Genomic DNA, 25053 nt, shown 5'->3' on the forward strand with positions numbered 1-25053 from the left:
TCGCTTACACTGGCGGCGTGCCCGATCTCTGGAACGACCTTCTGGCCTGCCTCGAGCTGCGCGCCGACGCCTCGGCAGACCTTCCCGACAGCGACACCCCCGCGACATCGGCGGTGTTCGAGGGAACGAACCAGCAACTCGAATACCACCGTTTGTTCGGCGGTCAACTCCTCGGCCAGTTCGTCCGCGCCGCGGAGGCCGCGTGCCCGACGAAGCGCATCAAGTCGCTGCACGCCCTGTTCCCCCGCGAGGGCAAGGCGTCGGAACCCGTCCGCTACGAGGTCACCCGCCAGCACGAGGGACGTTCGTTCGCCACGCTGAGCATCGTCGCGAGCCAGTCGTCGGGTGTCATCGGCACCGCGTCGGTCTCGATGCACGTGGGCGAGGACGGCCCCGAACTGCAGACCGTCGAGTCCGTTCCGCCGGTGCTCGGCGAGAACGACCGTGCCCGCGTCGACCTCATCCCGTGGGAGATCCGGACGACCGAGGATCTCAACTCGTACGAGTCCTCGCCGCCCGAGTACGAAATGTGGATGCGCACACCGGAAGTCGATCCCGCGCTGGCCCCGGCCCTGACCGCGTACGCAACCGATCTGACCCTCATCGGAACCGCCCTGCGACCGCTCGAGGGCCTGGCCCAGACCGGCAACGGCACCGTCTTCACCTCGGCCGTCACCTCCCACACCCTGTGGTTCCATCGTCCGTTCCGCACCGACGAATGGCTGCTGGTGCGTCAGCACAGCCCGCTCATCGCCCACGGCCGGTGCTTCGGCCGGGGCGACGTGCTCGACGAGAAGGGGACGCTCGTCGCCTCCTTCGCACAGGAAGCCCTGCTCCGCCTGCCCCGCCCCTGACTCGATCGAGGTTCCGTTGGATCCGAAAGCCTTGTCCGACACCGCTGTCGGCGTATCCGTGCCGGAACACACGTACCGGGTGGTCCAGTGGGCCACCGGCAACATCGGCACGCGTGCCCTGCGCGGGGTCATCGGGCATCCGAACCTGGAATTAGCCGGGCTGTACGTCCACACACCGGAGAAGGCCGGTCGCGACGCCGGCGACCTCTGCGGCACGGACCCGACCGGCATCACCGCGACCACGGACATCGACGACGTTCTCGCACTCGGCGCGGACTGTGTGCTGTACATGCCGCGCCTGTTCGATCTCGACGAGGTGTGCCGAATCCTCGCCTCCGGCAGCAACATCGTCACCACCCGCGGCGAGTTCCACCATCCGACGGCGATGGATCCGTCGGCCCGCGCCGAGGTCGAAGACGCGTGCGCGCTCGGCGGCACGTCGATCCACAGCACCGGAAGCAGCCCGGGATTCGTCACCGAGGCACTGCCGTTCGTACTCACCTCGATCCAGCGCAAGCTCGACCGGCTCGCGATCGACGAGTACGCCGACCTCTCGCAGCGCAATTCACCCGGAATCCTGTTCGATATCATGGGTTTCGGTCGCGAGCCCGCCACCTTCGAGGACTACCGCATCGACCACATCCGGTCGAACTTCGGCCCGTCGCTGCACTCGGTCGCCGACGCACTCGGGCTGCGGTTCGATTCCGTCGAAGCCCACGGCGAATTCGCCACGGCACGCACGCAGGTCATCATCGCGGCGGGCACAGTCGAGCCGGGTACCGTTGCCGCACAGCGGATCACGGTCGCAGGTATGCGCGACGGACGAGCGCTCCTCCGGTTCCGCGCGACCTGGTACTGCACCACCGACGTCGACGTCGACTGGGACATCCGTCCGACGGGATGGCACATCGACGTCGCCGGCGATGCACCGCTCGACATCGACATCCGCTTCCCGATCCCCTTGGAGCGGATGAGCGCCGTGTCCCCCTCCTACACCGCGAACCGGGCGGTGAACGCCGTGCCGGTGGTGTGCGCGGCGGCGCCGGGCATCCGCACCACCGCCGAGCTGCCGCAGGTGCTCGCCGCCCTGGGGTGAGCGAAAACCTCAGGGACGGCCGAGCAGCCGCGCGGCCGCGCTGTACGGATCGGTGCTCCCGTCCGCGACCGCGGCGGCCAGATCGTCGAGTTCCGGCAGCGAACGCAGCTGCGACAGGGCCAGGGACAGGATCTGGGACCGTGCCCGGGCGGCGCGGCGTTCCCCGCTGTCGGCGCGCTGATGCAGTTCGATCGCATCCATCAGCGCGTCGACGCCCTCGCCCTTCGACGCGACGAGCATGAGGATCGGAACGTCCGTCTCCGCCTTCAGATCCCGGACCGTCCGATCGGCGCCCTCGCGGTCCGCCTTGTTCACCACGAGCAGGTCGGCGACCTCGAGCAGACCGGCCTTCGCGGCCTGGATCGCGTCGCCGCCACCGGGGTTGAGGAGCACGACCGTCGGATCGGCGACCGCCGCGATCTCGATCTCGGACTGTCCGACCCCGACGCTCTCGAGCAGCACCACGTCGTAGCCGAGTGCGGCGAGCAAGCGGATCGCGGCGGGTACCGCGGCGGACAGGCCGCCGAGATGGCCGCGCGCCGCGAGCGAACGGATCAGCACATCGGGGTCGTTGACGTGGGCGGCCATGCGGATCCGGTCGCCGAGCAGCGCTCCCCCGCTGTACGGGGAGGACGGGTCGACGGCGAGCACCGCGACCCGGAACCCGCGCTCGCGGTATGCGGTGACGAGCACACCGACGGTCGTCGACTTGCCGGCGCCGGGTGGTCCGGTCACCCCGACCACCCGCACGGGCACCGGGTCGATGGCGGCGAGCACCTCGTCGCGCCGGTCGTCCTCGACCATCGTCAGCAGCCGTCCCGCCGCGCGCACGGACCCGGTGCGCGCGGCGGCGAGAAGATCGTCGATCGTCACGGCGCACCGGACCCGTTGCTCGTTGCTGCGGCTGTCACGGAGCGGGCACCTCGATGACCGTGGCCGAGCCCATACCTCCGCCCGCGCACATCGCGGCCACGCCGACTCCGCCGCCGCGGCGGCGCAGTTCGTGCACCAGGGTCACGAGCATGCGCGCCCCGGTCGCGGCGACCGGGTGCCCGAGACCGCAGCCGCTGCCGCTGACGTTGACCTTGTCGGGATCGATGTCGAGGAGCTTGATGGTCGCCACGCACATCGCGGCGAACGCCTCGTTGATCTCGAACAGGTCGACGTCGCAGAAGGTCATGCCGGCGCGACGCAGCGCCTTCGGGATCGCTTGCACCGGAGCGAGTCCGGTGCGGGCGGGATCGACCGCGACCGACGCCCACGACCGGATGTAGCCGAGTGCGGGCAGGCCGAGGCTGTCGCTCGCGATCGCGAGGGCCGCGGCGGCGTCGTTCGCGCCGCACGCGTTGCCGGCGGTGATGCTGAAACCTTCGATCTCCGGGTGCAGGACCTTGAGGGAGGCAAGCTTCTCGAGGGTGGTGTCGCGGCGCGGATGCTCGTCGACGGCGAACAACCCGTGCGGGGTCTCGATCGGGACGATCTCCTCCTTGAACCGGCCCTCGTCGATGGCGGCGATCGCGTTGCGGTGCGAGCGCAGCGCCCACGCGTCCATCTCCTCGCGGGTCACACCGGCCTCGACGGCCGCGTTCCAGCCGACGGTGATGGACATGTCGCGGTTGGGGGCGTCCGGGCGGTCCGGGTGGGTCGGCGAGTTCCACGGCACCCAGTCCTCACCGGAGCGCATCAGGGAGCGCGGCGACGTGGAGGCCGAGTTCACGCCACCGGCGATGATCAGCTGGTCCATGCCCGCCTTGATGCTCGCCGCGGCGGTCTGGACCGCGGACTGCCCGGCCGCGCAGTGCCGGTTCAGTGCCAGACCCGGCACGTCGGTCAGTCCCGCCGTGATCGCGGCGTGGCGGGCGATCACGCCGCCGCCGTAGAGCCCTTCGCCGAGGATGACGTCGTCGATCGCCTTCGGGTCGAGGTCCTTCGCGGTCTCGGCCACGATGTGGTTCGCGAGGTCGAACGCGCTGGTGTCGCGGAGCGTGCCCTTGACGGCCGTACCGATCGGGGTGCGCAGCGCGGAGACGATGACGGCTTCAGGCATTGGTGTTCTCCAGTTCGGTCAGTAGGGTCCGGCGCAGGAGTTTTCCTGTTTCGGTCTTGGGGAGTTCGTCGCGGAACACCACGGTGTCCGGCGTCTTGGAGGACCGCAGCCGGTCCTTGACCCACGCGGTGATCTCGTCCGGATCCGCATCGCCCACGAGTACCGCGACGATCCGCTGACCCCATTCGGGGTCGGCGACACCGACGACCGCGGCCTCGGTGATCCCGGGGTGCTCGAGCAGGACGTCCTCGATCTCGGCGGGGGCGATGTTCTCGCCGCCGCGGATGATGGTGTCGTCCGCGCGCCCCTCGATGAACAGGTAGCCCTCGTCGTCGACGTGGCCGAGGTCGCGGGTGGCGAACCAGCCCTGTTCGTCGAGGACGCTGCGCCCGCCGTACTCCCCGGAGATCTGCTCGCCGCGGACGAACACCAGCCCGGTCTCTCCCTGGACGACGAGTTCGCCTGCCTCGGTGCGGATTTCGATCTCGATGCCCGGCAGCGGGCGGCCGACGGAGCCGAGCCGGTCGCGGACGGCCGCGTCGTCGGACGCGAGAGCCGTCCGGTGGTCGTCGGGTCCGAGCACCGCGATCGAGGACGCGGTCTCGGTGAGACCGTAGGCGTTCACGAACCCGGTGTCCGAGAAGGCACGCAGGGCGTGCTCGAGGACCGGACGCGGGGTGCGCGATCCGCCGTAGGCGAGGCTCTGCAGCGACGGCACGTCGGCCGGCGCGTCGCCGAGCACGGCGACGATCCGCGCCAGCATGGTCGGCACGAGCATCGCGTGGGTGACCTTCTCCCTGCGGACGGTGCCGAGCCAGGTCTCGGGATCGAAGGCGTCGAGGTAGACCACGCGACGGCCCGTGTACAGGTTCGACAGCAGATTCGTCAGGCCCGCAATGTGATACGGCGGGACGGACACGAGCGAGGCGTCGGTCTCCTCGGCGGAGGCGAACTCCATCGTGTTGAGCACGTACGCCAGCAGGTGGCGGTGCCGCAGGACCGCGGGCTTGGGATCCGAGGTGGTGCCGCTGGTGTAGATGATCGCCGCGACGGCGTCGCCGTCCCATTCGGGCACGGCTTCGTCGTCGGCGTCCTCGGGGGTGACGGTGGAGTCGACGAACGCGTCGAGGTCGCCGGGAGCGAGTTCGAGCGCCCCGGGGTGCCGATCCCGCAGCGCCGTCAGCTGGGCTTCACCGAGCCGGTAGTTCAGTGCCACGAACGGCACCCCGGCGAGCGCGGCACCGAACAGCGCCACGGGATAGGCCAGATGGTTCGTGCCCAGGTACAGCACGGCCGGATACCCGCGGAAACGGTTCGCGGCGACGCGGGCCCGGTCGTGGAGTTCGGGGCCCGTGAGGGAGCGGCCGTCGTAGGTCACGACAGCTCGATCGCCGTTGCTTGCGGCCATTTCTAGAATCATGCTGATGTTCATGAGAACATTATTCTCTCAAGCAGAGAGCTGTAGTTGCAAGAAGGGAAACCAACATGCAGATCACCGGTAGTTCAGCGATCGTCGTCGGCGGAACCGGCGGCCTCGGCGAGGCCACCGTGCGCCGTCTCCACGCCGGCGGAGCGAAGGTCGTCGTGGCCGACGTCAACGACGACAAGGGCAAGGCACTCGAGGAGGAGCTGGGCGTGCGCTACGTCCGCACCGACGCCGGCAGCGAGGAATCGGTGCTCGCCGCGATCGCCGAAGCCGAATCGCTCGGACCGCTGCGCGTGTCGGTGGACTGCCACGGTGGCCCGGCCGGCGGCGGGCGGCTCGTCGGCAAGGACGGCAGCCCGATGCCGCTCGAGAACTTCACCAACACCATCGAGTCGTACCTGGTCTCGGTGTTCAACGTGATGCGCCTGGCCGCCGCCGCCATCGCCCGGCAGGAGCCGCTCGAGGACGGGCAGCGCGGTGTCATCGTCAACACGGCGTCGATCGCCGCGTACGAGGGCCAGATCGGTCAGCTCCCCTACTCGGCCGCGAAGGGCGGCGTCGTCGGCATGACCCTGGTCGCGGCGCGCGACCTGTCGCCGCTCGGCGTCCGCGTCGTCACGATCGCGCCCGGCACGTTCCTCACGCCCGCCTACGGCAAGGCCGGCGACCAGCTCGAGGCGTACTGGGGTCCGCAGGTGCCGCATCCCAAGCGCATGGGCCGCTCCCCCGAATACGCGACCCTCGTCGCGTCGATCGTCGAGAACGACTACCTCAACGGCGAGGTCATCCGCCTCGACGGCGCACTGCGGTTCCCGCCGAAGTGACCGCTCTCGACGGCAAGGTCGCGTTCGTCGCCGGTGCCAGCCGTGGCATCGGCGCCGCGGTGGCCGCCGCGCTCGCCGAAGCGGGTGCGGCGGTCGCGGTCGCGGCACGCTCGGAGAACGAGGGCCGGCTGCCCGGCACGATCCATTCGGTCGCGGACCGGATCGTCGCGGCGGGCGGTCGCGCCCTGCCGGTGCCGTGCGACGTCACCGACGAGGAGTCCGTCGAGGCGGCGATCGGCGCGACGGTCGCCGAGTTCGGTGGCCTCGACATCGTCGTCGCCAACGCCGGGGTGCTGTGGCAGGGCCCGATCGAGACGACGCCGCTGAAGCGGTGGCAGCTGTGCCTCGACGTCAACACCACCGGCGTGTTCCTGGTGACCAAGGCGGCGATTCCGCATCTGCGCGCGCGTGGCGGCGGATCGCTGATCGCGGTGACCACCACCGGCGTGACGATGACCGACCGCGGATCCAACGCGTACTGGGTGTCGAAGGCCGCGGTCGAACGGCTCTATCTGGGACTCGCGTCGGACCTGCGCGGCGACAACATCGCCGTGAACTGTCTGAGCCCGTCCCGGGTCGTTCTCACCGAGGGCTGGACCGCCGGCGGCAGCGGCATCGAGATTCCGCCGGAGATGGTCGAGCCACCGGAGACGATGGGCGCGGCGGCGGTGCTGCTGGCCGCGCAGGACGCCTCCGGGATCACCGGCACCGTTCAGCGGTCGGAAACGCTCTAGCGCTACGCGCCGGTGTGCCTTTGTGGCGGCTCCCACCGCCACAAAGGCACACCGGGCCGTCAGGCCTTTTTCGTGAGCCTGGCAATGTTCGCGCGGAAGTCGTCGCTCTGGAACGTCAGGTCCTCCGCGGTCATCGCGTAGTCCAGGCTCGCGAGGATCGCGCGCTCGAGGTGGATGTTCACCAGCCGCTTCGTGCTCTCGACCGCCTTCTGCGGAAGCTCGGAGATCTTCTTCGCCGCGGCGAGGGCCTCGGTGAGCGGATCGGCGACGACGTGGTTGGCCAGACCGAGCGCGAGCGCCCGCTCCGCCGGGATCCGCGTGCCGAGGAGCGCGAACTCCTTGGTCTGCAGCAGGCTGATCTGCAGCGGCCACGTGAGGGGCCCGCCGTCGGCCGCGACCAGGCCGACCTGCACGTGCGGATCGGCGAGGTACGCATGCTCCGCCATGTAGACGACGTCGCTGAGCGCCACCAGGCTGCAGCCCAGGCCGACGGCCGGGCCGTTGACGGCGGCGATCACCGGAATCCGGCAGCGCGCCATCCCGATCACCAGCTCGCGGCCGTCCGCGATGGTCTTCGCACGCAGATCCGCGTCCTCGGCCAGCTCCGCGAGGTACGCGAAATCGCCGCCCGCGGAGAACGCCTTGCCGGCACCGGTGATCACCGCGGCGCGCGCGGTGCGGTCGGCGGACAGTTGCGGCCACAGCTGCGCGAGCCCGTGGTGCAGGTCGTCGTTGACCGCGTTGAGCGCATCCGGGCGGTTCAGCGTGATGATGCGCAGCGGACCGTCCGCGCGAACGTCGATCTCTTCCGGCATGTCGTACATGTCAAACTCCCAATCCGAGGATGCGCGAGGCCACGATGTTCTTCTGGATCTGCGACGTTCCACCCATGACGGACTGCGCGCGGCTGTACATGTACGTGCCGAGCATCTCCGCGTCGCGGGTGCCGGCCTCCGACAGGGCCGCGTGACCGACGGATTGCTCGACCCAGGTCATGAGCAGCTTGTCGAGCGAGCCCTCCGAGCCGTGGGTCAGACCGTCGAGCTGCTCGGACAACCGGCGGCGCACGTGCAGCCGCAGCATCTCCGATTGCACTGCCGCCCAAGCGAGTTCGTCGGACGGCGGGCCGTCGGACCGGGCCGCGAGTTCGCGGACGGTCTTCGCATAGCGGGCCGCGAACCCGAGTGTCGACGGTTCGCGCTCGTGCCCGACCACCGTCATGGCCAGCTTCCAGCCCTCACCGGGGTTGCCGACCATCCGCGACGCCGGGACACGCGCACCGTCGAACAGCACCTGCCCGAACTCCTTGGTGACGCCGCTGATCATCTTCAGCGGTCGCTGTTCGATCCCGTCCTGGTGCATGTTCACGATGAACGCCGAGATGCCCTTGTGCCGCGGCTTGTCCGGTTCGGTGCGGGCGAGCAGCAGGCACCAGTCGGCGACGTCGGAATAGCTCGTCCAGATCTTGTGCCCGTGGATGACGTACTCGTCGCCGTCGCGGGTCGCGGTGGTCGTGAGCGAGGCCAGGTCCGATCCGGCGCCCGGTTCGCTGAAGCCCTGGCACCAGCGTTCGGTGCCGTTGATCATGCCGGGCAGGAACTCCTGCTGCAGTTCCTTGCTGCCGTGGTGACCGAGACCGATCACCAGATAGCCGAGGCTCGGCCGGGCCGGTGCACCGGCGATCGCGAGTTCCTCGTCGAGGATCACGTCGTAGACGGGCGGCAGGTCCTGTCCCCCGAATTCCTTCGGCCAGGACAGCCCGAAGAATCCGGCGTTGTACAGCGCCCGATGCCACTCGGGCTGTTTCGCCCAGTACTCGTCGCCCGATGTCGGGAATTGCTTGGCCGTGGTCGCGAGCCAGGACCTCAGACGGTCGCGGAACGCGGCTTCCTCCGGCGAATCACGAAACTCCAAGGTCGATCTCCTTCAGGCTCACGGGGAACAGTTCGGTGGACGCGAGCGCCCGCCGCAGGTAGACGTGCGCGAGGCATTCCCAGGTGTTGCCGATGCCACCGTGCACCTGGATCGAGGTCTCGCAGATCGTGAAAGCGGCTCGCGCGCAGTAGATCTTCGCGACCCGGGAAGCCTGGATCGCCTCGGCGGTGTCGAGTTCGTCGACCGCCCACGCCGCGTGCCGCAGCACGCTGATCGACCCTTCGATCAGCGCCTGGCTCTCGGCGAGCATGTGCGCGACCGCCTGGTACGACCCGATGGTGTGGCCGTACTGCTCGCGCATCTTCGCGTAGTCGACGGCGAGGTCCTGCGCACCGCGGGATACGCCGACGAGGTCGGCGGTGGTCGCGACGAGAGCGAGCGCGTACCAGCGGTCCGCGTCGGCGGCGGACAGTTCGCCGAGCGGCTCGCCCGGCTCGCCGAGTTCCGCGAAACAGCGGGTCAGGTCCGCGGCGGCGGCGATGTCGGCACCGACGGGCGCCGAAAGGATCTGCCTGTCCCGCAGGATCACCGCATCGGTGAGGCCGCGCGCGTCGACCGCTTCGGAGCCGACACCGATCGCCCACGGCGACTGGTCGTCGCCGAGGTGACGCCGCAGGTCGTCTGCGAGGACGGGACCGAGGAAGGGTACGTCGACGAGACCGCGACCGAACTCCTCGGCGACGATCGCGACCTCGACACCGGACGCGCCGTCGGAGCGCAGGGCGCGCCAGCCGGTCGTGTCGACCGCCTTCTCGAGCCGGGCGACCCGGCTGTCGTCGTCGAGATCCTGGACCGATCCAGGACCGAGGTCGTCGGCGAGTTTCGCTGCCGCATCACGTAATTGTCGTTGTTCACTCGTCAGACGGACGTCCATAGCGCTCCTTGAGTACTCGGCGCAACACCTTGCCGGAGGGCAGGCGAGGGATTTCGGGGACGAACAGGACCCGGCTCGGGCGTTTGTAAGACGCCAGCCGGTCGCCGACCAGGGCGATCAGTTCGGCTTCGGTGACCGGCCCGCCGGTCGTGACCGCGGCGAGGACGGCCTCGCCGGTCACCGGGTCGGGCACGCCGAACACCGCGCAATCGGTGACCTCGGGATGTCCGTGCAGCACGCTTTCGACCTCGGCGGGCGCGACCTGGAATCCCTTGACCTTGATCATTTCCTTCGACCGGTCGGTGATCCGCAGCCAGCCGTCCTCGTCGAGGTAGCCGACGTCGCCGGTGCGGTACCAGCCGTCGGCGAAGGCGTCGGGGTTCGCATCGGCCGGAAGGTAACCGGCCATGAGGGAGTCGGCGCGGGCCTGGATTTCGCCGACACCGCCCGCCGGCAGCACCTCCCCGGTGTCCAGTGACACCACGCGCACCGTCACGCCGGGGACGGGACGCCCGACGCTGTCCAGCCGCGCACCGGCGACCGGATTGCAGGCGATGACCGGGAGTTCGCTCGCGCCGTAGGCAGGCAACCACCCGACGCCGGTGCGGCGGGTGACGGTGTCGGCGACGCTCGCCGTGACCGGGGTGGCGCCCCACATGATGTAGCGCAGCGACGACAGGTCGTACGACTCGAGATGCGGATGCTGCGCGATCGCCAGCGCGATCGGCGCGACGGCCATCTCGACGGTGATCCGGTCGCGTTCGATGTGCCGGAGCATCACGTCGATGTCGAAGCGGCGATGCAGCCGGAACCACGCGCCGACCTCGAGGGCGGTGACGATGTTGAGGATCCCGAGGATGTGAGACGGCGGCGTGAGCACCTGCATCCGGTCCGCGGACGTCAGTTGCAGCGCGTCGCGCCAGTGCGCGACGGCGGCGGCGAGGGAGCCGTGGGTGTGCCGGACGGCCTTGGGCAGCCCGGTCGTGCCCGAACTGAACACCAGTACCGCCTCGACGTCCGGGTCGTGGGCGGTTGTCGTGCCGTCACCGATCGCGGGTGGGATCGGCTCGTCGAGGTGCAGCATGTCGGCGTGCTCGGCGAGGACCGGATTGTCGCCGACCGCGGCAACCGGCCGCGTCACCTCGAGGGCGTGCACGACCTCGTCGTGCTTGTAGGCCGGGCTGAGCAGCACGACGGACGCCCCGAGGCGCCAGATCGCCTGCACGGCCACGACGAACTCGGGCCGGTTCGACGACATCAAGGCGACCCGGTCGCCGGCGCCGACGCCACGTTCGGCGAGCCGGACCGCCAGGCCCGCCGCGAGCGCGTCGAGCTCGACGCGGCTGTAGGCACGGTCCTCGAACACCAGGGCGGTGGTGGTGTTCCGCGTCCGGTCGATCGTGGGGTCCGACAACTGCGCCTCGTCTCGGGTGGGTGTTCGACGTTGAGAAGATCCTATATCGTAGGTGAGAATATAATTCTCCAGGCAGTAGAACAATCCCCGAGGAGGAGACGATCCATGGCGAGACCCCCTATGTTCCAGCGGGCGCGGGTGACCCGGATCGTGAAGGAGACCTCCGACGCCCGGTCGTTCGTCCTGGCGCCCGTGGACGGCCCGTTCACCTACCGGGCGGGGCAGTTCCTGAACTTCAAGGTCACCGTCGACGGCACCGAGCTGTACCGGTCGTACTCGATGTCCAGCGCACCCGAAAGCGACGACGAACTCACGGTCACCGTCAAGCGCGTACCCGGCGGCAAGGTGTCGAACTGGCTGCTCGACAACGTCTCCGAGGGCGACGAGGTGGAGATCAGCCGCCCCACCGGCACCTTCCTGCTGCGGGAGAGCGACAAGCCGCTCCTCGGATTCAGCGGCGGCAGCGGCATCACCCCGATCCTGTCGCTCGCCAAGTCCACCCTGGCCACCACCGATCGCCCCGTCCGGTTGCTGTGCGCCGACCGCGACCAGCCGTCGGCGATCTTCGAATCCGTTCTCGAGGCGCTGGTTGAGCAGTACCCGGACCGGCTGACGGTCGTGCGCCATCTCGACGACGAGAAGGGCCTGCTCGACGCCGAGGCCATCCGCGCGTTCGTCGGCAGCGACGTGGACGCGGACAGCTACCTGTGTGGCCCCGAACCGTTCATGGATCTGATCGAGTCGACGCTGCCCGGCCCGGGCGGCGTGTTCAGCGAGCGCTTCGGCATCCCGCCGGCACCGGCTTCCACCGAACAGCCCGCCGCCCCCGCCGCCGAGGAATCCGGCGAGCTCGAGGGGACCGTGACGATCTTCGTCGGACGCAAGAAGGGATCGGTACCGCGCCACGCCGGCGAAACCATCCTCGAAAGCGCCCGCCGCGCCGGATTGACCCCGCCGTTCTTCTGCGAGATGGGCAACTGCGGCACCTGCATGGCGCTGGTGACCGAGGGTTGCGCGACGATGCGCACCAACGAGGCACTTTCGGACGACGAGGTCGAGGAAGGCTACGTGCTCACGTGCCAGGCCGTGCCGGACACCCCGTCGATCAAGGTCAAGTACGAGTGACCGAAACCCCTCGTGCGTGGTTTCGGTAGCACCGGCTACCGAAACCACGCACGAGGGGGAAGGGTCAGGTGTGCGCAGGAAGTGCGCCGTGCTCACCGAGCCGCGGCGGCGCGCCGTAGACCGGTTCGTAGCCGGCGACCTTGATGGGACTGCCGACGAGCCGGAAATCGCCCGCCGTGACCACGGCCTCGGGGGTCTGAGCGAGCGCCTCCGGCAACGACCGGACCGCCGCGGACGGCACGCCGAGCGGCCGCAGTCGCGCTTCCCACCCCGCGGCGGTGTCGGTCGCGAGCGCCGCGGTCACCGCGGCGAGCACCTCGTCGCGGTTCTGCGCCCGCTCGGCCATCGTCGCGAATCCGTCGATACCCGCTTCCTTCGCGAACGACCGCCAGAACCCGTCGTGCGTGACGAACAGCGCCAGATACCCCTCCGCGGTCGGAAAGAGTTGCGCCGGAACGTAGTACGAGTGTGCACCGTACGGCATGCGCCGCGGCTCGGTGCCCTCGTTGAGATAGGCGGACGCGCGGTAGTTGAGCTGCGAGAGCATGACGTCGCGCAACGACACGTCGACCTGCCCGCCGCGGCCGGAGACGATCTGGGCGAGCAGACCCAGCGCCGCGGTCAAGCCCGTGGAATTGTCCGCCGCCGAATAGCCGGGCAAGGTCGGCGGACCGTCCGGGTCGCCGGTGAGCGCGGCCACCCCGGTCTCCGCCTGGATGACGTAGTCGAACGCCGGGTCGTCGCCGGAGTCGAGACCGTAGCCGGTGAGCGCGACGCACACGATCTTGTCGTTGAACCTGCGCAGAGCGTCGTACGTCAGACCGTACTTGCGGATCGCCGACGGCTTGAGATTGACCAGCAGCGCATGGGATTCGGCGGCGAGCTCACCGAGCCGGCGTTGCCCCTCGTCGCTGCCGAGATCGAGGCAGATGCTGCGCTTGCCGCGATTGAGGCTCGCGAAGTAGGCGTCGCTGACCTGACGCGAGAGGTCGCCGGTCGGGGGTTCGACCTTGGTGACCTCCGCGCCGAGATCGGCCAGCATCATCGTCGCGTACGGCCCGGCGAGGATGTGGCCGACCTCGAGGATCTTGATTCCCGCGAGCGGACCCGCACTCACCGCAGTTCCTTGACGAGTTCCGAAACGACCTCGCGAGTACGGTATTTGGACGCGACGAGTTCGTCGCGGGTGTTGCCGATCGGCAGCAGCCGCATCGACAGGTCGGTCACCCCCGCCTCCTCGTACCGGCGGAACCCGGCGAGGATCGCGTCCTCGTCGCCGACGATGGCCATGTCGCCGATGTCCTTCGACTCGCCGTGTTCGAGGAGCCGCTGGTAGTTCGGGGAGATCTCGGCCTCGGCGAGGATCCGGTTGGCGCGTTCACGGGCGACGTCGACCTCCGACGGTGCGCACAGGCACACCGGCACACCCGCGATGATCCGCGGACTCGGTCGTCCGGCGTCCGCAGCGGCCTTGGTGATACGCGGTGCGATGTGCTCACCGATCGCGCGTTCGTCGGCCATCCAGAGCACGGTGCCGTCGGCGCGTTCCCCGGCGATCTTCAGCATGACCGGTCCGAGCGCGGCGACGAGCACCGGCATCGGGGCCACGGGTGCGATGTCGAGCGGATTGTGCACCGTGAACGTGTCGTTCTCGACGTCGATCGAGCCGGGCAGATCCTTGATCGCACCGAGCACCTCGAGGTAGTCCCGGGTGAACTTGGCGGGCTTGTCGTAGGGCAGACCCAGCATGTCCTGGACGATCCAGTGATGCGACGGGCCGACGCCCAGCGCGAGCCGGCCACCGAGCGCGGCGTGGGTCGACAGCGCCTGGCGCACCAGATGCACCGGGTGCTGCGCCTGCAGCGGCACCACGGCGGTGCCGATCTCGATCCGCGACGTGCGGGTACCCATCAGCGCGACCGCGGTCAATGCGTCGAAGTCCGTGGGAATCTGGGGAACCCACACGGTGTCGAGGCCGGCGGCCTCCGCCCACTCGACGTCCTTCAGCATCCGGTCGACCTTGCGAGCGGTGTCGCCCTGTTCGGGCCCGACCATCACTCCGATCCGCACGATTCCTCCACGTTTGTCGAGATCCGTTCCACTGCAACCCCCGTAGGGCGTCGCGGCGGTGTTGTTGTTGACGTTGCTGCGCTCAGGCCGGGGTGTCGGTACCGGTCAGCTTGCGGACCTCGGTCACCAGGACGTCCAGCGGTGTGCTGGTGGGGAACACGGCCGCAGCCCCCGCGGAGAGCAGCTTCGGTACGTCGCCCTGCGGGATGGTGCCACCGACGATCACGGCGATGTCGCCGGCGTCGGCGGCCTTGAGCGCCTCGATCGTGCGGGTGGTCAGCGCGATGTGCGCACCCGAGAGGATGCTCAGGCCGACGACCGCGACGTCCTCCTGCAGCGCGATGGACACGATGTCCTCGATCTTCTGGCGGATGCCGGTGTAGATGACCTCGAATCCGGCGTCGCGCAGTGCGCGCGCGACGATCTTGGCGCCCCGGTCGTGGCCGTCGAGTCCGGGCTTGGCGACGAGGATGCGGGCGGTCATCAGAACACCACCGGCTGCTGGAATTCGCCCCACACGGCCTTGAGCGCGGAGACCATTTCGCCGACGGTGCAGTACGCGTTGGCGCAGTCGATCAGTTTGTGCATGAGGTTGTCGGTTCCTTCCGCTGCGCGGGACAGGGCGGCGAGACTGGTCTTGACCAGCTCCGGATCGCGTTCGGCCTTGACCTTGGCGAGTCGCTTGAGCTGCAGCTCACGGCCTTCGGCGTCGAGCTCGTACGTGCCGATCTCCGGTGGCGGCTCGTTCGACGTGAGCTTGTTGACGCCGACGACGGTGCGCTCGCCCGCCTCGATCTGCAGGTGGAGCTTGTAGGCCTCGTCCGCGATGAGGCCCTGCAGGTAGCCGTCCTCGATCGCGCGCACCATGCCGCCGTGCTCTTCGAGATCGCTCATGATCTCGACGATCTTGGCTTCGGTCGCGTCGGTGAGCGCCTCGACGAAGTACGAGCCGCCCAGGGGATCGGCGACCCGCGCGACCCCGGTCTCGTACGCGAGGATCTGTTGCGTGCGCAGTGCGAGCGTCGCCGATTCCTCGCTGGGCAGCGCGAACGGCTCGTCCCACGCGGCGGTGAACATCGACTGGACACCACCGAGCACCGAGGCCATCGCCTCGTAGGCGACGCGCACCAGGTTGTTCTGGGCCTGCGGGGCGTACAGCGACGCACCGCCGGCGACGCAGCCGAACCGGAACATCGACGCCTTCTCGGTCTTCGCGCCGTAGCGTTCGCGCACGATCGTCGCCCAACGGCGGCGTCCCGCACGGTATTTCGCGATCTCCTCGAAGAAGTCGCCGTGGGTGTAGAAGAAGAACGAGATCTGCGGGGCGAACTGATCGATCGTCATGCGTCCGCGTTCGACGACGGTGTCGCAGTAGGTGACGCCGTCGGCGAGGGTGAACGCCATCTCCTGCACGGCGTTCGCACCGGCGTCGCGGAAGTGCGCGCCCGCCACCGAGATCGCGTTGAACCGCGGAACTTCCGCGGCGCAGAACTCGATGGTGTCGGCGATCAGCCGCAGCGACGGTTCGGGCGGCCAGATCCAGGTGCCGCGCGAGGCGTATTCCTTGAGGATGTCGTTCTGGATCGTGCCGGTGAGCTTTTCGCGGGGCACGCCGGATTTCTCCGCGGCGGCGACGTAGAACGCGAGCAGGATCGCGGCCGTGCCGTTGATGGTGAAGCTGGTGCTGATCTTGTCGAGCGGGATGCCGTCGAACAGGATCTCGGCGTCGGCGAGGGTGTCGACGGCGACGCCGACACGTCCGACCTCCTCACCGTATTCCGGGTCGTCGGAGTCGTAGCCGCACTGGGTGGGCAGGTCGAGCGCGACGGACAACCCGGTGCCGCCCTGGTCGAGGAGATACCGGTAGCGCCGGTTGGATTCCTCGGCGGTCCCGAATCCGGAGTACTGGCGGAACGTCCACAGCCGACCGCGATAGCCGGTCGCGAAGTTGCCGCGGGTGAAGGGGAATTCGCCCGGTGCAGGCGGTTCGCCGACTCTGTCGGCCGGTCCGTACACCGCATCCAGGGGGATTCCCGACGAGGTCTCAGCGAAATCGGTCACGCCGGATACGATACTTGCAGAAAATGAGAATGCCAATATCATCAGCGAGAACGCTGCGTGTGAACCACCGATTGCAGGGAGAACGATGTCGAGCCAGCCGAATCCACTGTCCGACCGCACCATGGTGATCTCCGGTGCCAGCCGCGGGATCGGCCTGGCCATCGCGGTCGCCGCGGCGAGACAGGGCGCCAACGTCGTTCTGCTCGCCAAGACCGCCGAGCCCCACCCGAAACTCCAGGGCACCGTCCACACCGCCGTCGCGGACATCGAGGCGGCCGGCGGCAAGGCCGTGGCCGTGGTCGGCGACGTCCGAAACGAGGACGACGTCCAGCGGCTGATCGACACCGCGGTCGAGCGGTTCGGCGGCATCGACATCTGCGTGAACAACGCGAGCGCGATCGCGACGGGTGCAACCGAGGACCTGCCGGTCAAGCGGTACGACCTCATGCAGGAGATCAACTGCCGCGGCACGTTCCTCATGACGAAGGCCTCGGTTCCGCACCTCCGCAAGTCCGCGAACCCGCACATCCTGACCGTCTCACCGCCGGTCAACATGAACCCCTACTGGCTCGGAGTCCACCCGGCCTACACCCTGTCGAAGTACGGGATGTCGCTGCTGACATTGGGTTTCGCTGCCGAGTACGCCGGGGACGGGATCGCCGCGAACTGCCTGTGGCCGCAGACCTTCATCGCGACCTCCGCGGTCGCGAACATGAAGGACGGGGACACGCTCCTGTCGTCCTCGCGCAGCCCCGAGATCATGGCCGATGCCGCGGTCGAGATCCTCGGCCGTCCCGCGAGGGAGACCACCGGCCGGTGCTTCATCGACGCCGACGTGCTCACCGAGGCCGGGGTCACCGACCTGTCGCGCTACGGCGGCGGCGACAACCCCCAGATCGACCTGTTCCTGGACTGACGGAGCGTGCGATGTACATCTGCCTGTGCCACGGCGTCACCGGCGACACCGTGAGCGAAATCGTCGACCGGGGTGCGCACAGTTCGAAGGAGATCGCCGCGGCGTGCGGGGCGGGCTCCGATTGCGGGCGGTGCCGGCGGACCGTGCGGTCGATCATCGCGCAGCACAGCGCCACATAGCACCACACCGACGACAAACGCGCCCCCACCTCTCACGGAGGTGGCGGCGCGTTCTCGTTGCGTATCAGGAACTTTCGCGGATCAGAGGTTCCAGTCCCCGAGGCCGTCCCAGCCGTTCAGCACACCGCCGTCGGTGTTCTGCACGATGACCGGATCGCCCTTCTGGGCGTTCTCGAAGAACCACTTGCCGTCCTCGGTGCTCACGTTGAGGCAACCGTGGCTGACGTTGGTATTGCCCTGCGCCCACTCCGACCACGGCGCGGCGTGAACGAAGATGCCGCTGTTGGAGATTCGCGTCGCGTACTCGACGTAGGTGCGGTAGCCCTCCGGGGAGTCCACGGGCACCCCGTAGGTGGACGAGTCCATGTACATGTCCCGGAAACGCTCGCCGACGATGTACGTGCCGTTGGGCGTTTCGTGGCCGGGCTTGCCGAACGACGTCGGCATCGTCCGCACGACCTCGCCGTTGCGGGTCACCGTGACGGTCTTGGTGTTGTCGTCCGCCACGGTGATCTGCGCGTCACCGATCGTGAACGACGAGTGGGTGTCGCCGGCGGCGACCGTGACCTGCGTGTGGGCGGGCCAGAACTCGAACGGACGCCACCGCACCTGGCGATCGGAGGCCCAGTAGAAGTGGCCGCCGACGGCGGGGCTGGTCGTGATCGAGATGGCGCGCTCCGCGGCCGCGCGGTCGCTGATCGGCTCGTTGAAGCGGATGATGATCGGCTGGGCGACACCGACCGTCTCACCGTTGGTCGGGTTCACCGACGGCGCCGAGAACGGCGCCACCACGGGAGCCGGCGGCGCCGTGGGCACCTGCCCGCCCAGTCCGGGGAAGACCTCTTGAATGCTCGGCAGCTCCGGGCCCCCGGGCCACAGCGGCGCTGCGCCGGCGGGACCGACGAGCGTGAGTGTGGCGGCGGTGGTACCGATCAGTGCGGTGGCAACTCGCCCGGACCATCGTCCGGCCCGGTTCCCACCGGTCACCCGAACCTGCTTCAAGGACATGCTCCAACCCATCGTGTAGACCGTGCGCTGCCTCTCTGCCTGCCCCGATCGCAGCGCTTCGTGCCCACCCATTAGACACAGCGCCATGCCGGACCGCCAATCGAGCGGCCCGGCTCACACTCGCTTTTCGGTGCGTTCGTGCAGGTCGGAGGGTGTCAGGATTCCAGCCGCGAGGCCTCGAGCATCTCGGCGACGGACACGAACTTCTGCCGTGCCTTCCCCGCTGCAGCACCACGGGAACGTTCCTGCTTGTCGATCCTCTGCCAACCGCTGTAGTCGACGAACCCGGGCCGGCGCTCGGCGACGAGCGTCGCGAGCTTCTCCCGGTCCTCGGCCGGGGTGGCGAGCCGGCCGGCGACGAAGTCGTCGATGAGCCGCTCGACGGTCTGCGCCGAGCACTGCTTGTTGGTTCCGATCACACCGCTCGGGCCACGCTTGATCCAGCCGGCGGTGTAGACGCCCGTGAGCGGCTCCCCGGTCTGCGGGTCGACGACGCGACCCTCCTTGTTGGGGATCACGCCGCGACGCTCGTCGAAGGGAAGATCCGCCAGCGGCGTGCCGCGGTAGCCGATCGACCGGAGCACCAGACCGGTTTCGATCGTCTCGCGTTCACCGGTGGGCCGGGCCTCGAGGCGTCCGTCGACCTCGACGAGTTCGTTGCGTTCGAGGGTGATCGACTCGACCTTGCCGTCGCCGTTGATCTCCACCGGCGAGGCGAGGTAGCGCAGCACGATGCGCTTGTTGCCCTCGGTGGGCGTGCGTCGTGCGAATCCTTCGGCCTGCTCGACCTTCAGGGCGATGCGCGGTTCGCAGTCGGGATCGTCGAGAAGCGCACGGCTGGCCGGATCGAGCTCGACCTCGGCGGGATCGACGATCACGTCGATGCCGCGAAGTTGCCCGAGCGCGAGCAGTTCCGGATTCGTGTAGGCGGCCTGGGCGGGACCACGACGGCCCACGATGACGACCTCGCGGATGTTCGAATTACGCAGGGCCTCCACGGCGTGGTCGGCCATGTCGGTGCGGGCGAAGATCTCCGGATCCATCACGAGTGCGCGGGCGACGTCGAGCGCGACGTTGCCGTTGCCGATGATCACCGCGCGCTCGCCGGACAGGTCGAACTGCCGGTCCGCGTAGTCGGGGTGCCCGTTGTACCAGGAAACGAACTCCGTTGCGGCGTGCGAACCGGGCAGCTCCTCACCCGGGACGTCCAGATGCCGGTCCCCGGCGGCCCCGACCGCGTAGATCACGGCGTGGTGGTGGGCGAGCAGTTCGTCGTGGCTGATGTGGGTGCCGACCTCGACGTCGAAGTAGCACTGGGTGTTCTTGTGGCCGATGGCGCTGCGGAACAGGTCGCCGACCGCCTTGGTGCTCTTGTGATCCGGCGCGACACCCGCACGGACGAGACCGTACGGGGTGGGAAGCCGATCGAAGATGTCGACCTCGACGCGCGGGCGGGACGTCAGTTCCATCGCGGCGTAGCAGGCGGCAGGTCCGGACCCGACGATCGCGACCCGCAGGGTGCCGAGCTCGGCAGGAATCTTCCTGCGCTCACGCAGTTCCGGCCAGTCCGGGCCGATCGGGTACCGCTCGTAGTAGTCCGCGGCGATCTTCAGGTAGGGCTCGTGTTCGGCGGCCAGCTCGTTGTCCGCGGAGATGGCGTCGACCGGGCATTCGTCCACGCAGGCACCGCAGTCGATGCACGTTTCCGGATCGATGTAGAGCAGTTCGGTGGTGGCGAACTGCGGCTCGTCGGGTGTCGGGTGAATGCAGTTGACCGGACAGACCTCGACGCACGACGCATCGTTACAACACGCCTGGGTGATTACATAAGCCACGGGTATACCTGCCTGAGAGTGCCGGTGTGATACGACGTTTCACATCCAGACTATAACGTGTTGCAGTTATGGTCGAGAATTGCCGATCACCGGCGATGCGTAGGTTTCCCGAGGGGTTCCGGTGCGGAACCGGAAGCCGAACCCGCAGTCTAATCCGCGAACTCGTCGCCCGATTCGATCCGGAAACCGATCTTGAGGGTGACCTGCGTATGCGCGACCGCACCGTCGTCTATGTGGCCGCGCACGTTCACCACTTCGAACCATTCCAGGTGCCGCGTCGTTTCGGCGGCCCTTGCCACTGCTCTCGCGATGGCATCGTCGACACCTTCGGTCGACGACCCGACCACCTCGATGACTCGGTAGACATGGCTCATTGTGGTGCCTCCCTTTCATACCAGACACAGCACCTGTATCCAATAGTGCGAGTGCACCCCGGCCACCGTCTTCGAAACGCGCGAAACCACAAATGTCGCAAGGCGACAGCGCGCAATATCGCAACGCGACAGTGACCGAATTGTCCGCCCGCGAAGGGGCGGGACGGGAGCCCGGACGATGGGCCCGTGCGTCAGGCCTTCCGAGCCAATTCGCGCGCCACCGGACCGAGCCGCGCCAGACGCAGATCACCGAGCGGCATCGCACCGGCCCCGAGCCGATTGGTGGTGAACGCCAACGACAATCCGTTGTCGAGGTCCGCGAACGCACCCGACCCGCCGACGCCGTAGTGACCCAGTGCCCCACGCGGCCGCTCCCGGCTCGCGAACAACGGCTGGTGGTAACCCAGCCGCCAGGCCATCGGCACCCCGAGCACGTAGTCACGGCCACGCACCCGGACCTCGTTCATCGCCTCGATCGTCTCCGGCTTCAGGAAGCACACACCGTCGATCGTGCCGCCGGCCGCGATCGCGCCGTACATCCGTGCCAGGGACCGTGCCGTGAACACCCCGTTCCACCCGGGCATCACCGAGTCGTGCACGGCGGGGTTACGAACGAGATCGTCGAACCCGTCGGGCATCGCGGCCTCCGCCAGGCCGCGCGTCGGCGCGATCTTCGACAGCACCGACGCGCTGATCTCCCAATGGAGCCCGGCCGGGTTGATGCGGGGGAACAGCTTGGCGATCCGGTGCCGCTCCGAGGTCGGAACGCGATACCAGAAGTCGGGATTTCCGAGGGGTTCGGCGATCTCCCGCCGGACCACGTCCTCGAAGGGCAGTCCCGTTGCCCGCCGGACGATCTCCGCGACCAGCCACCCGTAGGTGACCGCGTGATAGCCGGTGCCCCGGAGACGGCGACGGGACGGGCGGGCAGCGGCGAGCGCGGCGACCGTCGTGTCGTAGTCGAGGATTCCGTCGCGGCCGGGAACCAGTCCCCGAACCCGGTGCAGACCGGCGCGGTGCGTCATCACGTCCGCGACGGTGATCGATTCCTTGCCGGCCGCGGCGAACTCCGGCCAGTACTGCGCGACCGGAGCGAAGTAGTCGATGATTCCACGTTCCGCGAGCCGGTGCACGACCGTCGAGGCCACGCCCTTGCCCGTCGAGAAGGACAGCGACATGGTGTCGCGGTTCCAGCGCCGGTCCGGACCCGACCACCCGGCCCAGATGTCCAGGACCTTCTCGCCGTGGAGGTAGGCGGACAGAGCGCCGCCGCCGTCCTGGGGCTGCCGGTACATCGCGAAGAAGCGGTCGGCGAGCGGCAGGAACCGCGGGTCCACATGCATCTCGGTCGGTGGCCGCTGGTCGGCCTCGTACTCGAGCTGGACATCCGTCAGCATCGTCATGGAACTCTCCCCATCCCGGCAATTCCGACAGACTATGTGTCGGATTGCATCCACGAAAGGGTTGATTCCGCTGAACGGAAGGGATAAAAGCGCTCAGGGTGCCGCGTATCGGAACGACTCGACGACGACACAGCTCCGGCCCGTCGTGAGATTCACCGCCGCCGCCGCCGAGCCCTCACACAGCATCGGATCGGCGCCGTCGCCGACATACGCCTGCGACTGCGGTCCGGCCAGTACGACCGCGGTCGCCGGATCGTCGAGAACGCCCAGGGCGAGGGCCCCGTCGCCGAAACCGAGCGCCGCGAGCTGTCCCCCGCGGCTCTCCCCCGCGCCGACCCCACCGGACAGGCCGGCCCCGACCACGAGCGCACCACCGCTGGCGTCCGCGAAGCCGACACCGCCGTCGGTGTAGCCCCACGCACCGCTGGTCGCATCCGTGTTGGCGCCGCACCCGGTGGTGCCCTCGATCTCGACGATCGATGCCGGGGTTCCCGGGGGCGCCGCGCACGTCAGAGCCTGCGCGGATGCGGCGGAAAGAAGGGGGACGGTGATGGCGGCGGCAACGACCGCGACCGCACCGCCGAGTGTGCGTAGTCGAATCCGGGGGCACGTCACCGCGGTAGTCCTCCTCGGAACCGGTCGGCGAGCTGTTCTCCCGAACAGTTTACGGAGGCTCCTACAGGTGCCGCTCACAGCAGAGGTAACAACCGGAACGCGATTTCGGGAACAGCAGGGATCGCGGTCATCCCCGCGCGCGGTCCTTCCGGTCGGTGTCGCGCGACGGCTGCACCCGCTTGGGTTCACCGGGCATCTTCGGATGCGTGGGCGGATACGGCAGATCACCGAGGCCGGCGGCCGCGTCACGCTCGGCCATCTCGAGCAACACGTCGAGCGTGTGCGCGGTGTCGTCGAGCCCGGCCATCGGGTCGCCGCGGCGGGCCACCAGATCCGGCACCGTCGCGATCGTGAAGTCGTCGGGATCCGCGTCGGCCAGCTCGTCCCAGGTCAACGGCGTCGACACCGTCGCGATCGGCGTGCGGCGCACCGAATACGCGGAGGCGATGGTCTTGTCGCGGGCGTTCTGGTTGTAGTCGAGGAAGATCCGCTCACCGCGTTCCTCCTTCCACCACGCGGTCGTCGCACGACCACCGCTGCGGCGTTCGATCTCGCGCATCAGTGCGATCCCGGCCCGGCGCACCCCGACGAAGTCCCAGTCGGGAACGATCCGCAGATACACGTGCAGACCACGGCCCCCGGACGTCTTCGGAAATCCGGTGAACCCCAGTTCGTCGAGCAGGGGCCGCACGACCTCGAGCGCGATCGCCCGCGCGTCATCGAAATCGGTGCCGGGTTGTGGGTCCAGGTCGATGCGCAATTCGTCGGGACGGTCGGCGTCGGAGCACCGCACGGCCCACGGATGGAACGTGACTGTGCCCAGGTTCGCCGCCCACACGATGTCCGCCGCGGACCGGACGTGCAACACGTCGGCCTTCCGTCCCGAGGGGAACGTGACCTCGCACGTGCCCACGTGGTCGGGATGCCGCGCAGGGACCCGCTTCTGGTAGATCTCCTCGCCCTCGATGCCGTCGGGGAACCGTTGCAGATGGGTGGGACGGTCCCGCAGTGCGGTCAGGAGCGGCGCGTCGCCGGTCGCGACGGTCCGGTAGTACTCGACGAGGTGCCGTTTCGTGCCGCCGTCGGCGCCGAGCCGCGGGAAGTACACCTTGTCGGGATTCGACAGCCGCACGGCGGTGCCGTCGATGTCGAGCTCCTCCGCCGGGGACCGTTTGCTCGCGCCCGCCACGGTCAGCTTTCCGATCGGTCGAGAACGTCGGCCAGGTCGTACCGCACGGGAACCTCCAGTTGGTCGTAGGTGCAGCTCTTCGGATCACGGTCGGGACGCCAGCGCAGGAATCTCGCGGCGTGCCGGAAGCGAACGCCGCCCTCGACCGACCCTTCCATCTGGTCGTAGGCGACCTCGAGGACCCGCTCGGGGCGCAACGGCACCCAGCTGCGGTCGATCGCGGATCGCCACCGGGTCGGTTCGCCCTCGGCGACGACGTCGGCTCCCACGCGCAGCGGTTCGAGTTCGGCGAGGAGTTCCTGTCTGCGCTGCACGGTGAACGCCGATGCTCCGCCGACCATCACCAGCTCGCCGTCGTGGTACAGGCCCAGCAGCAACGATCCGACGCCCTCGATGCTCTTGTGCTTCCGGTATCCGGCGAGCACGCAGTCCGCGGTCCGCGAATGCTTGACCTTCACCATCTCCCGTTTGTCCGGGACGTAGAGCCCGTCGAGGCGTTTGGCGACCACCCCGTCGAGGCCGGCGCCCTCGAACTCCTCGAACCAGCGCTGCGCGGTCGCCGCGTCGCTGGTCGCGACGGTGACGTGGCAGCTCGGACCGTCGCCGGCGATCTCCTGCAGCCGGGTCCGCCGGTCCCGGAAGGGGGTGTCCATGAGGTTCTCGTCGCCGATCGCGACGAGATCGAAGCCGACGAACTGCGCGGGTGTCTGCTCGGCCAGCAACGCGATGCGACTCGCGGCCGGGTGGATCCGCTCGGACAGCGACTGCCAGTCCAGCCGGGTACGCCCGTCACGTTCGAACGGCACGACGATCTCCCCGTCGACGACGCACCTGCGCGGCAGTTCCGCGCGCACGGCGTCGACCAGTTCCGGGAAGTACCGGGCCAGGTCCTTGCCTCCGCGGGACGCGAACACCACCTCGTCGCCGTCGCGGAACACGAGGGCCCGGAACCCGTCCCACTTCGGTTCGTAGGACCATTCGGCCGGGCCGTCGGACGGCTGCGAAGGCACCTCCGAGACCGCTTTCGCGAGCATCGGAGCGAGCGGCGGAGCCACGGGAAGATCCACCGCACCA

Annotated in this window: 25 protein-coding genes; 7 read left to right on the plus strand and 18 right to left on the minus strand. The window is 68.8% G+C overall.

The annotated features are described in order from the left end of the window. Window positions 1-17 precede the first annotated feature (17 nt). Window positions 18-854, plus strand: coding sequence for an acyl-CoA thioesterase domain-containing protein (locus M1M07_RS04745; RefSeq protein WP_197257480.1), 837 nt, complete (start codon window positions 18-20; stop codon window positions 852-854). 31 nt (window positions 855-885) lie between these two features. Beyond that, on the plus strand, window positions 886-1950 hold the full coding sequence (locus tag M1M07_RS04750) for a dihydrodipicolinate reductase (protein WP_248673434.1): 1065 nt from the start codon (window positions 886-888) through the stop codon (window positions 1948-1950). Between the two features lie 9 nt (window positions 1951-1959). Here M1M07_RS04750 and meaB read toward each other — a convergent pair whose 3' ends face one another. From meaB to M1M07_RS04765, 3 genes are read right to left on the minus strand one after another with little or no spacing between them, the layout of a single operon-like run. Then, window positions 1960-2823, minus strand: a complete 864-nt coding sequence (meaB, locus tag M1M07_RS04755; protein WP_248673435.1) for a methylmalonyl Co-A mutase-associated GTPase MeaB — start codon at window positions 2821-2823, stop codon at window positions 1960-1962. 34 nt (window positions 2824-2857) lie between these two features. After that, on the minus strand, window positions 2858-3997 hold the full coding sequence (locus tag M1M07_RS04760) for a thiolase family protein (protein ID WP_197257475.1): 1140 nt from the start codon (window positions 3995-3997) through the stop codon (window positions 2858-2860). Beyond that, window positions 3990-5429, minus strand: a complete 1440-nt coding sequence (locus M1M07_RS04765; RefSeq protein WP_248673436.1) for a class I adenylate-forming enzyme family protein — start codon at window positions 5427-5429, stop codon at window positions 3990-3992. The genes M1M07_RS04760 and M1M07_RS04765 overlap by 8 nt, the downstream gene beginning before the upstream one ends. A gap of 53 nt (window positions 5430-5482) precedes the next feature. On the opposite strand from M1M07_RS04765, the gene M1M07_RS04770 reads away from it, so the two are divergent. Both M1M07_RS04770 and M1M07_RS04775 read left to right on the plus strand, forming a co-directional pair. Beyond that, window positions 5483-6247 carry an SDR family NAD(P)-dependent oxidoreductase gene (locus M1M07_RS04770; protein ID WP_248673437.1) on the plus strand — a complete coding sequence of 255 codons (765 nt, stop codon included), beginning with the start codon at window positions 5483-5485 and terminating at the stop codon, window positions 6245-6247. Continuing rightward, window positions 6244-6981 (plus strand): SDR family NAD(P)-dependent oxidoreductase, encoded by a 738-nt coding sequence (locus M1M07_RS04775; protein WP_248673438.1) that lies wholly within the window; start codon window positions 6244-6246, stop codon window positions 6979-6981. Before M1M07_RS04770 ends, M1M07_RS04775 begins: the two co-directional genes overlap by 4 nt. 59 nt (window positions 6982-7040) lie before the next feature. Here the strand turns inward: M1M07_RS04775 and M1M07_RS04780 are convergent, their stop codons facing one another. Genes M1M07_RS04780 through M1M07_RS04795 form a run of 4 tightly spaced genes read right to left on the minus strand, consistent with a single transcriptional unit; the run spans window position 7041 to window position 11204 of the window. Further along, window positions 7041-7805, minus strand: a complete 765-nt coding sequence (locus M1M07_RS04780) for an enoyl-CoA hydratase/isomerase family protein (protein WP_197257466.1) — start codon at window positions 7803-7805, stop codon at window positions 7041-7043. Between the two features lies 1 nt (window position 7806). Then, window positions 7807-8895: an acyl-CoA dehydrogenase family protein gene (locus tag M1M07_RS04785; RefSeq protein WP_197257464.1), complete on the minus strand. Its 1089-nt coding sequence runs from the start codon at window positions 8893-8895 to the stop codon at window positions 7807-7809. Next, window positions 8882-9790, minus strand: coding sequence for an acyl-CoA dehydrogenase family protein (locus M1M07_RS04790; protein ID WP_197257462.1), 909 nt, complete (start codon window positions 9788-9790; stop codon window positions 8882-8884). Before M1M07_RS04790 ends, M1M07_RS04785 begins: the two co-directional genes overlap by 14 nt. Further along, window positions 9768-11204 carry a class I adenylate-forming enzyme family protein gene (locus M1M07_RS04795; protein ID WP_231611729.1) on the minus strand — a complete coding sequence of 479 codons (1437 nt, stop codon included), beginning with the start codon at window positions 11202-11204 and terminating at the stop codon, window positions 9768-9770. Before M1M07_RS04795 ends, M1M07_RS04790 begins: the two co-directional genes overlap by 23 nt. Window positions 11205-11309: 105 nt before the next feature. On the opposite strand from M1M07_RS04795, the gene M1M07_RS04800 reads away from it, so the two are divergent. After that, window positions 11310-12329 carry a ferredoxin--NADP reductase gene (locus tag M1M07_RS04800; protein WP_197257460.1) on the plus strand — a complete coding sequence of 340 codons (1020 nt, stop codon included), beginning with the start codon at window positions 11310-11312 and terminating at the stop codon, window positions 12327-12329. Window positions 12330-12393: 64 nt separating this feature from the next. On the opposite strand, the gene M1M07_RS04805 is transcribed toward M1M07_RS04800, so the two are convergent. The 4 genes from M1M07_RS04805 to M1M07_RS04820 form a co-directional block, all read right to left on the minus strand. Next, window positions 12394-13446, minus strand: coding sequence for a CoA transferase (locus M1M07_RS04805; protein WP_248673439.1), 1053 nt, complete (start codon window positions 13444-13446; stop codon window positions 12394-12396). Then, the gene (locus M1M07_RS04810) at window positions 13443-14399 is read right to left on the minus strand and encodes an LLM class F420-dependent oxidoreductase (protein WP_248673440.1); all 957 of its coding nucleotides are present in this window, start codon (window positions 14397-14399) and stop codon (window positions 13443-13445) included. The genes M1M07_RS04805 and M1M07_RS04810 overlap by 4 nt, the downstream gene beginning before the upstream one ends. 82 nt (window positions 14400-14481) lie before the next feature. Next, complete coding sequence (locus M1M07_RS04815) at window positions 14482-14883, minus strand: cobalamin B12-binding domain-containing protein (RefSeq protein ID WP_248673441.1); 402 nt, start codon at window positions 14881-14883, stop codon at window positions 14482-14484. Next, a complete protein-coding gene (locus tag M1M07_RS04820; RefSeq protein WP_248673442.1) occupies window positions 14883-16460 on the minus strand; it encodes a methylmalonyl-CoA mutase family protein in 1578 nt (525 codons plus the stop codon). Before M1M07_RS04820 ends, M1M07_RS04815 begins: the two co-directional genes overlap by 1 nt. Window positions 16461-16545: 85 nt before the next feature. Between M1M07_RS04820 and M1M07_RS04825 the strand changes: the two genes are divergently transcribed. Together M1M07_RS04825 and M1M07_RS04830 are read left to right on the plus strand one after the other, a co-directional pair. Next, window positions 16546-17376: an NAD(P)-dependent oxidoreductase gene (locus M1M07_RS04825; RefSeq protein WP_248673443.1), complete on the plus strand. Its 831-nt coding sequence runs from the start codon at window positions 16546-16548 to the stop codon at window positions 17374-17376. Window positions 17377-17387: 11 nt separating this feature from the next. Continuing rightward, complete coding sequence (locus tag M1M07_RS04830; protein ID WP_248673444.1) at window positions 17388-17555, plus strand: bacterioferritin-associated ferredoxin; 168 nt, start codon at window positions 17388-17390, stop codon at window positions 17553-17555. An 81-nt stretch (window positions 17556-17636) separates the two neighbouring features. Here M1M07_RS04830 and M1M07_RS04835 read toward each other — a convergent pair whose 3' ends face one another. The 7 genes from M1M07_RS04835 to M1M07_RS04865 all read right to left on the minus strand — a co-directional run bounded on the left by M1M07_RS04835 (window position 17637) and on the right by M1M07_RS04865 (window position 25046). Further along, window positions 17637-18563, minus strand: coding sequence for an Ig-like domain-containing protein (locus M1M07_RS04835; RefSeq protein WP_248673445.1), 927 nt, complete (start codon window positions 18561-18563; stop codon window positions 17637-17639). Between the two features lie 155 nt (window positions 18564-18718). Continuing rightward, window positions 18719-20398 carry an FAD-dependent oxidoreductase gene (locus M1M07_RS04840; RefSeq protein WP_248673446.1) on the minus strand — a complete coding sequence of 560 codons (1680 nt, stop codon included), beginning with the start codon at window positions 20396-20398 and terminating at the stop codon, window positions 18719-18721. A 149-nt stretch (window positions 20399-20547) separates the two neighbouring features. Beyond that, window positions 20548-20772 (minus strand): dodecin, encoded by a 225-nt coding sequence (locus M1M07_RS04845; RefSeq protein ID WP_197257443.1) that lies wholly within the window; start codon window positions 20770-20772, stop codon window positions 20548-20550. A gap of 191 nt (window positions 20773-20963) precedes the next feature. Next, on the minus strand, window positions 20964-22169 hold the full coding sequence (locus M1M07_RS04850) for a serine hydrolase domain-containing protein (protein WP_197257618.1): 1206 nt from the start codon (window positions 22167-22169) through the stop codon (window positions 20964-20966). Between the two features lie 99 nt (window positions 22170-22268). Continuing rightward, complete coding sequence (locus M1M07_RS04855; RefSeq protein WP_197257441.1) at window positions 22269-22790, minus strand: DUF6764 family protein; 522 nt, start codon at window positions 22788-22790, stop codon at window positions 22269-22271. Between the two features lie 127 nt (window positions 22791-22917). Continuing rightward, entirely contained in the window at window positions 22918-23979 is a 1062-nt protein-coding gene (locus tag M1M07_RS04860; RefSeq protein ID WP_197257439.1) for a DNA polymerase domain-containing protein, read from the minus strand. Between the two features lie 2 nt (window positions 23980-23981). Further along, window positions 23982-25046 carry an ATP-dependent DNA ligase gene (locus tag M1M07_RS04865; protein WP_197257437.1) on the minus strand — a complete coding sequence of 355 codons (1065 nt, stop codon included), beginning with the start codon at window positions 25044-25046 and terminating at the stop codon, window positions 23982-23984. Between the last annotated feature and the right edge of the window lie 7 nt (window positions 25047-25053).

This window comes from Rhodococcus sp. HM1 (assembly GCF_023218075.1).
Taxonomy (GTDB): Bacteria; Actinomycetota; Actinomycetes; order Mycobacteriales; family Mycobacteriaceae; genus Rhodococcus.

Coding starts and splice junctions, on each gene's coding strand:
- M1M07_RS04760 (WP_197257475.1), bottom strand. CDS start 3,997: ATGCCTGAAGCCGTCATCGTCTCCGCGCTGCGCACCCCGATCGGTACG.
- M1M07_RS04765 (WP_248673436.1), bottom strand. CDS start 5,429: ATGAACATCAGCATGATTCTAGAAATGGCCGCAAGCAACGGCGATCGA.
- M1M07_RS04770 (WP_248673437.1), top strand. CDS start 5,483: ATGCAGATCACCGGTAGTTCAGCGATCGTCGTCGGCGGAACCGGCGGC.
- M1M07_RS04780 (WP_197257466.1), bottom strand. CDS start 7,805: ATGTACGACATGCCGGAAGAGATCGACGTTCGCGCGGACGGTCCGCTG.
- M1M07_RS04790 (WP_197257462.1), bottom strand. CDS start 9,790: ATGGACGTCCGTCTGACGAGTGAACAACGACAATTACGTGATGCGGCA.
- M1M07_RS04800 (WP_197257460.1), top strand. CDS start 11,310: ATGGCGAGACCCCCTATGTTCCAGCGGGCGCGGGTGACCCGGATCGTG.
- M1M07_RS04815 (WP_248673441.1), bottom strand. CDS start 14,883: ATGACCGCCCGCATCCTCGTCGCCAAGCCCGGACTCGACGGCCACGAC.
- M1M07_RS04825 (WP_248673443.1), top strand. CDS start 16,546: ATGTCGAGCCAGCCGAATCCACTGTCCGACCGCACCATGGTGATCTCC.
- M1M07_RS04830 (WP_248673444.1), top strand. CDS start 17,388: ATGTACATCTGCCTGTGCCACGGCGTCACCGGCGACACCGTGAGCGAA.
- M1M07_RS04835 (WP_248673445.1), bottom strand. CDS start 18,563: ATGTCCTTGAAGCAGGTTCGGGTGACCGGTGGGAACCGGGCCGGACGA.
- M1M07_RS04845 (WP_197257443.1), bottom strand. CDS start 20,772: ATGAGCCATGTCTACCGAGTCATCGAGGTGGTCGGGTCGTCGACCGAA.
- M1M07_RS04850 (WP_197257618.1), bottom strand. CDS start 22,169: ATGCTGACGGATGTCCAGCTCGAGTACGAGGCCGACCAGCGGCCACCG.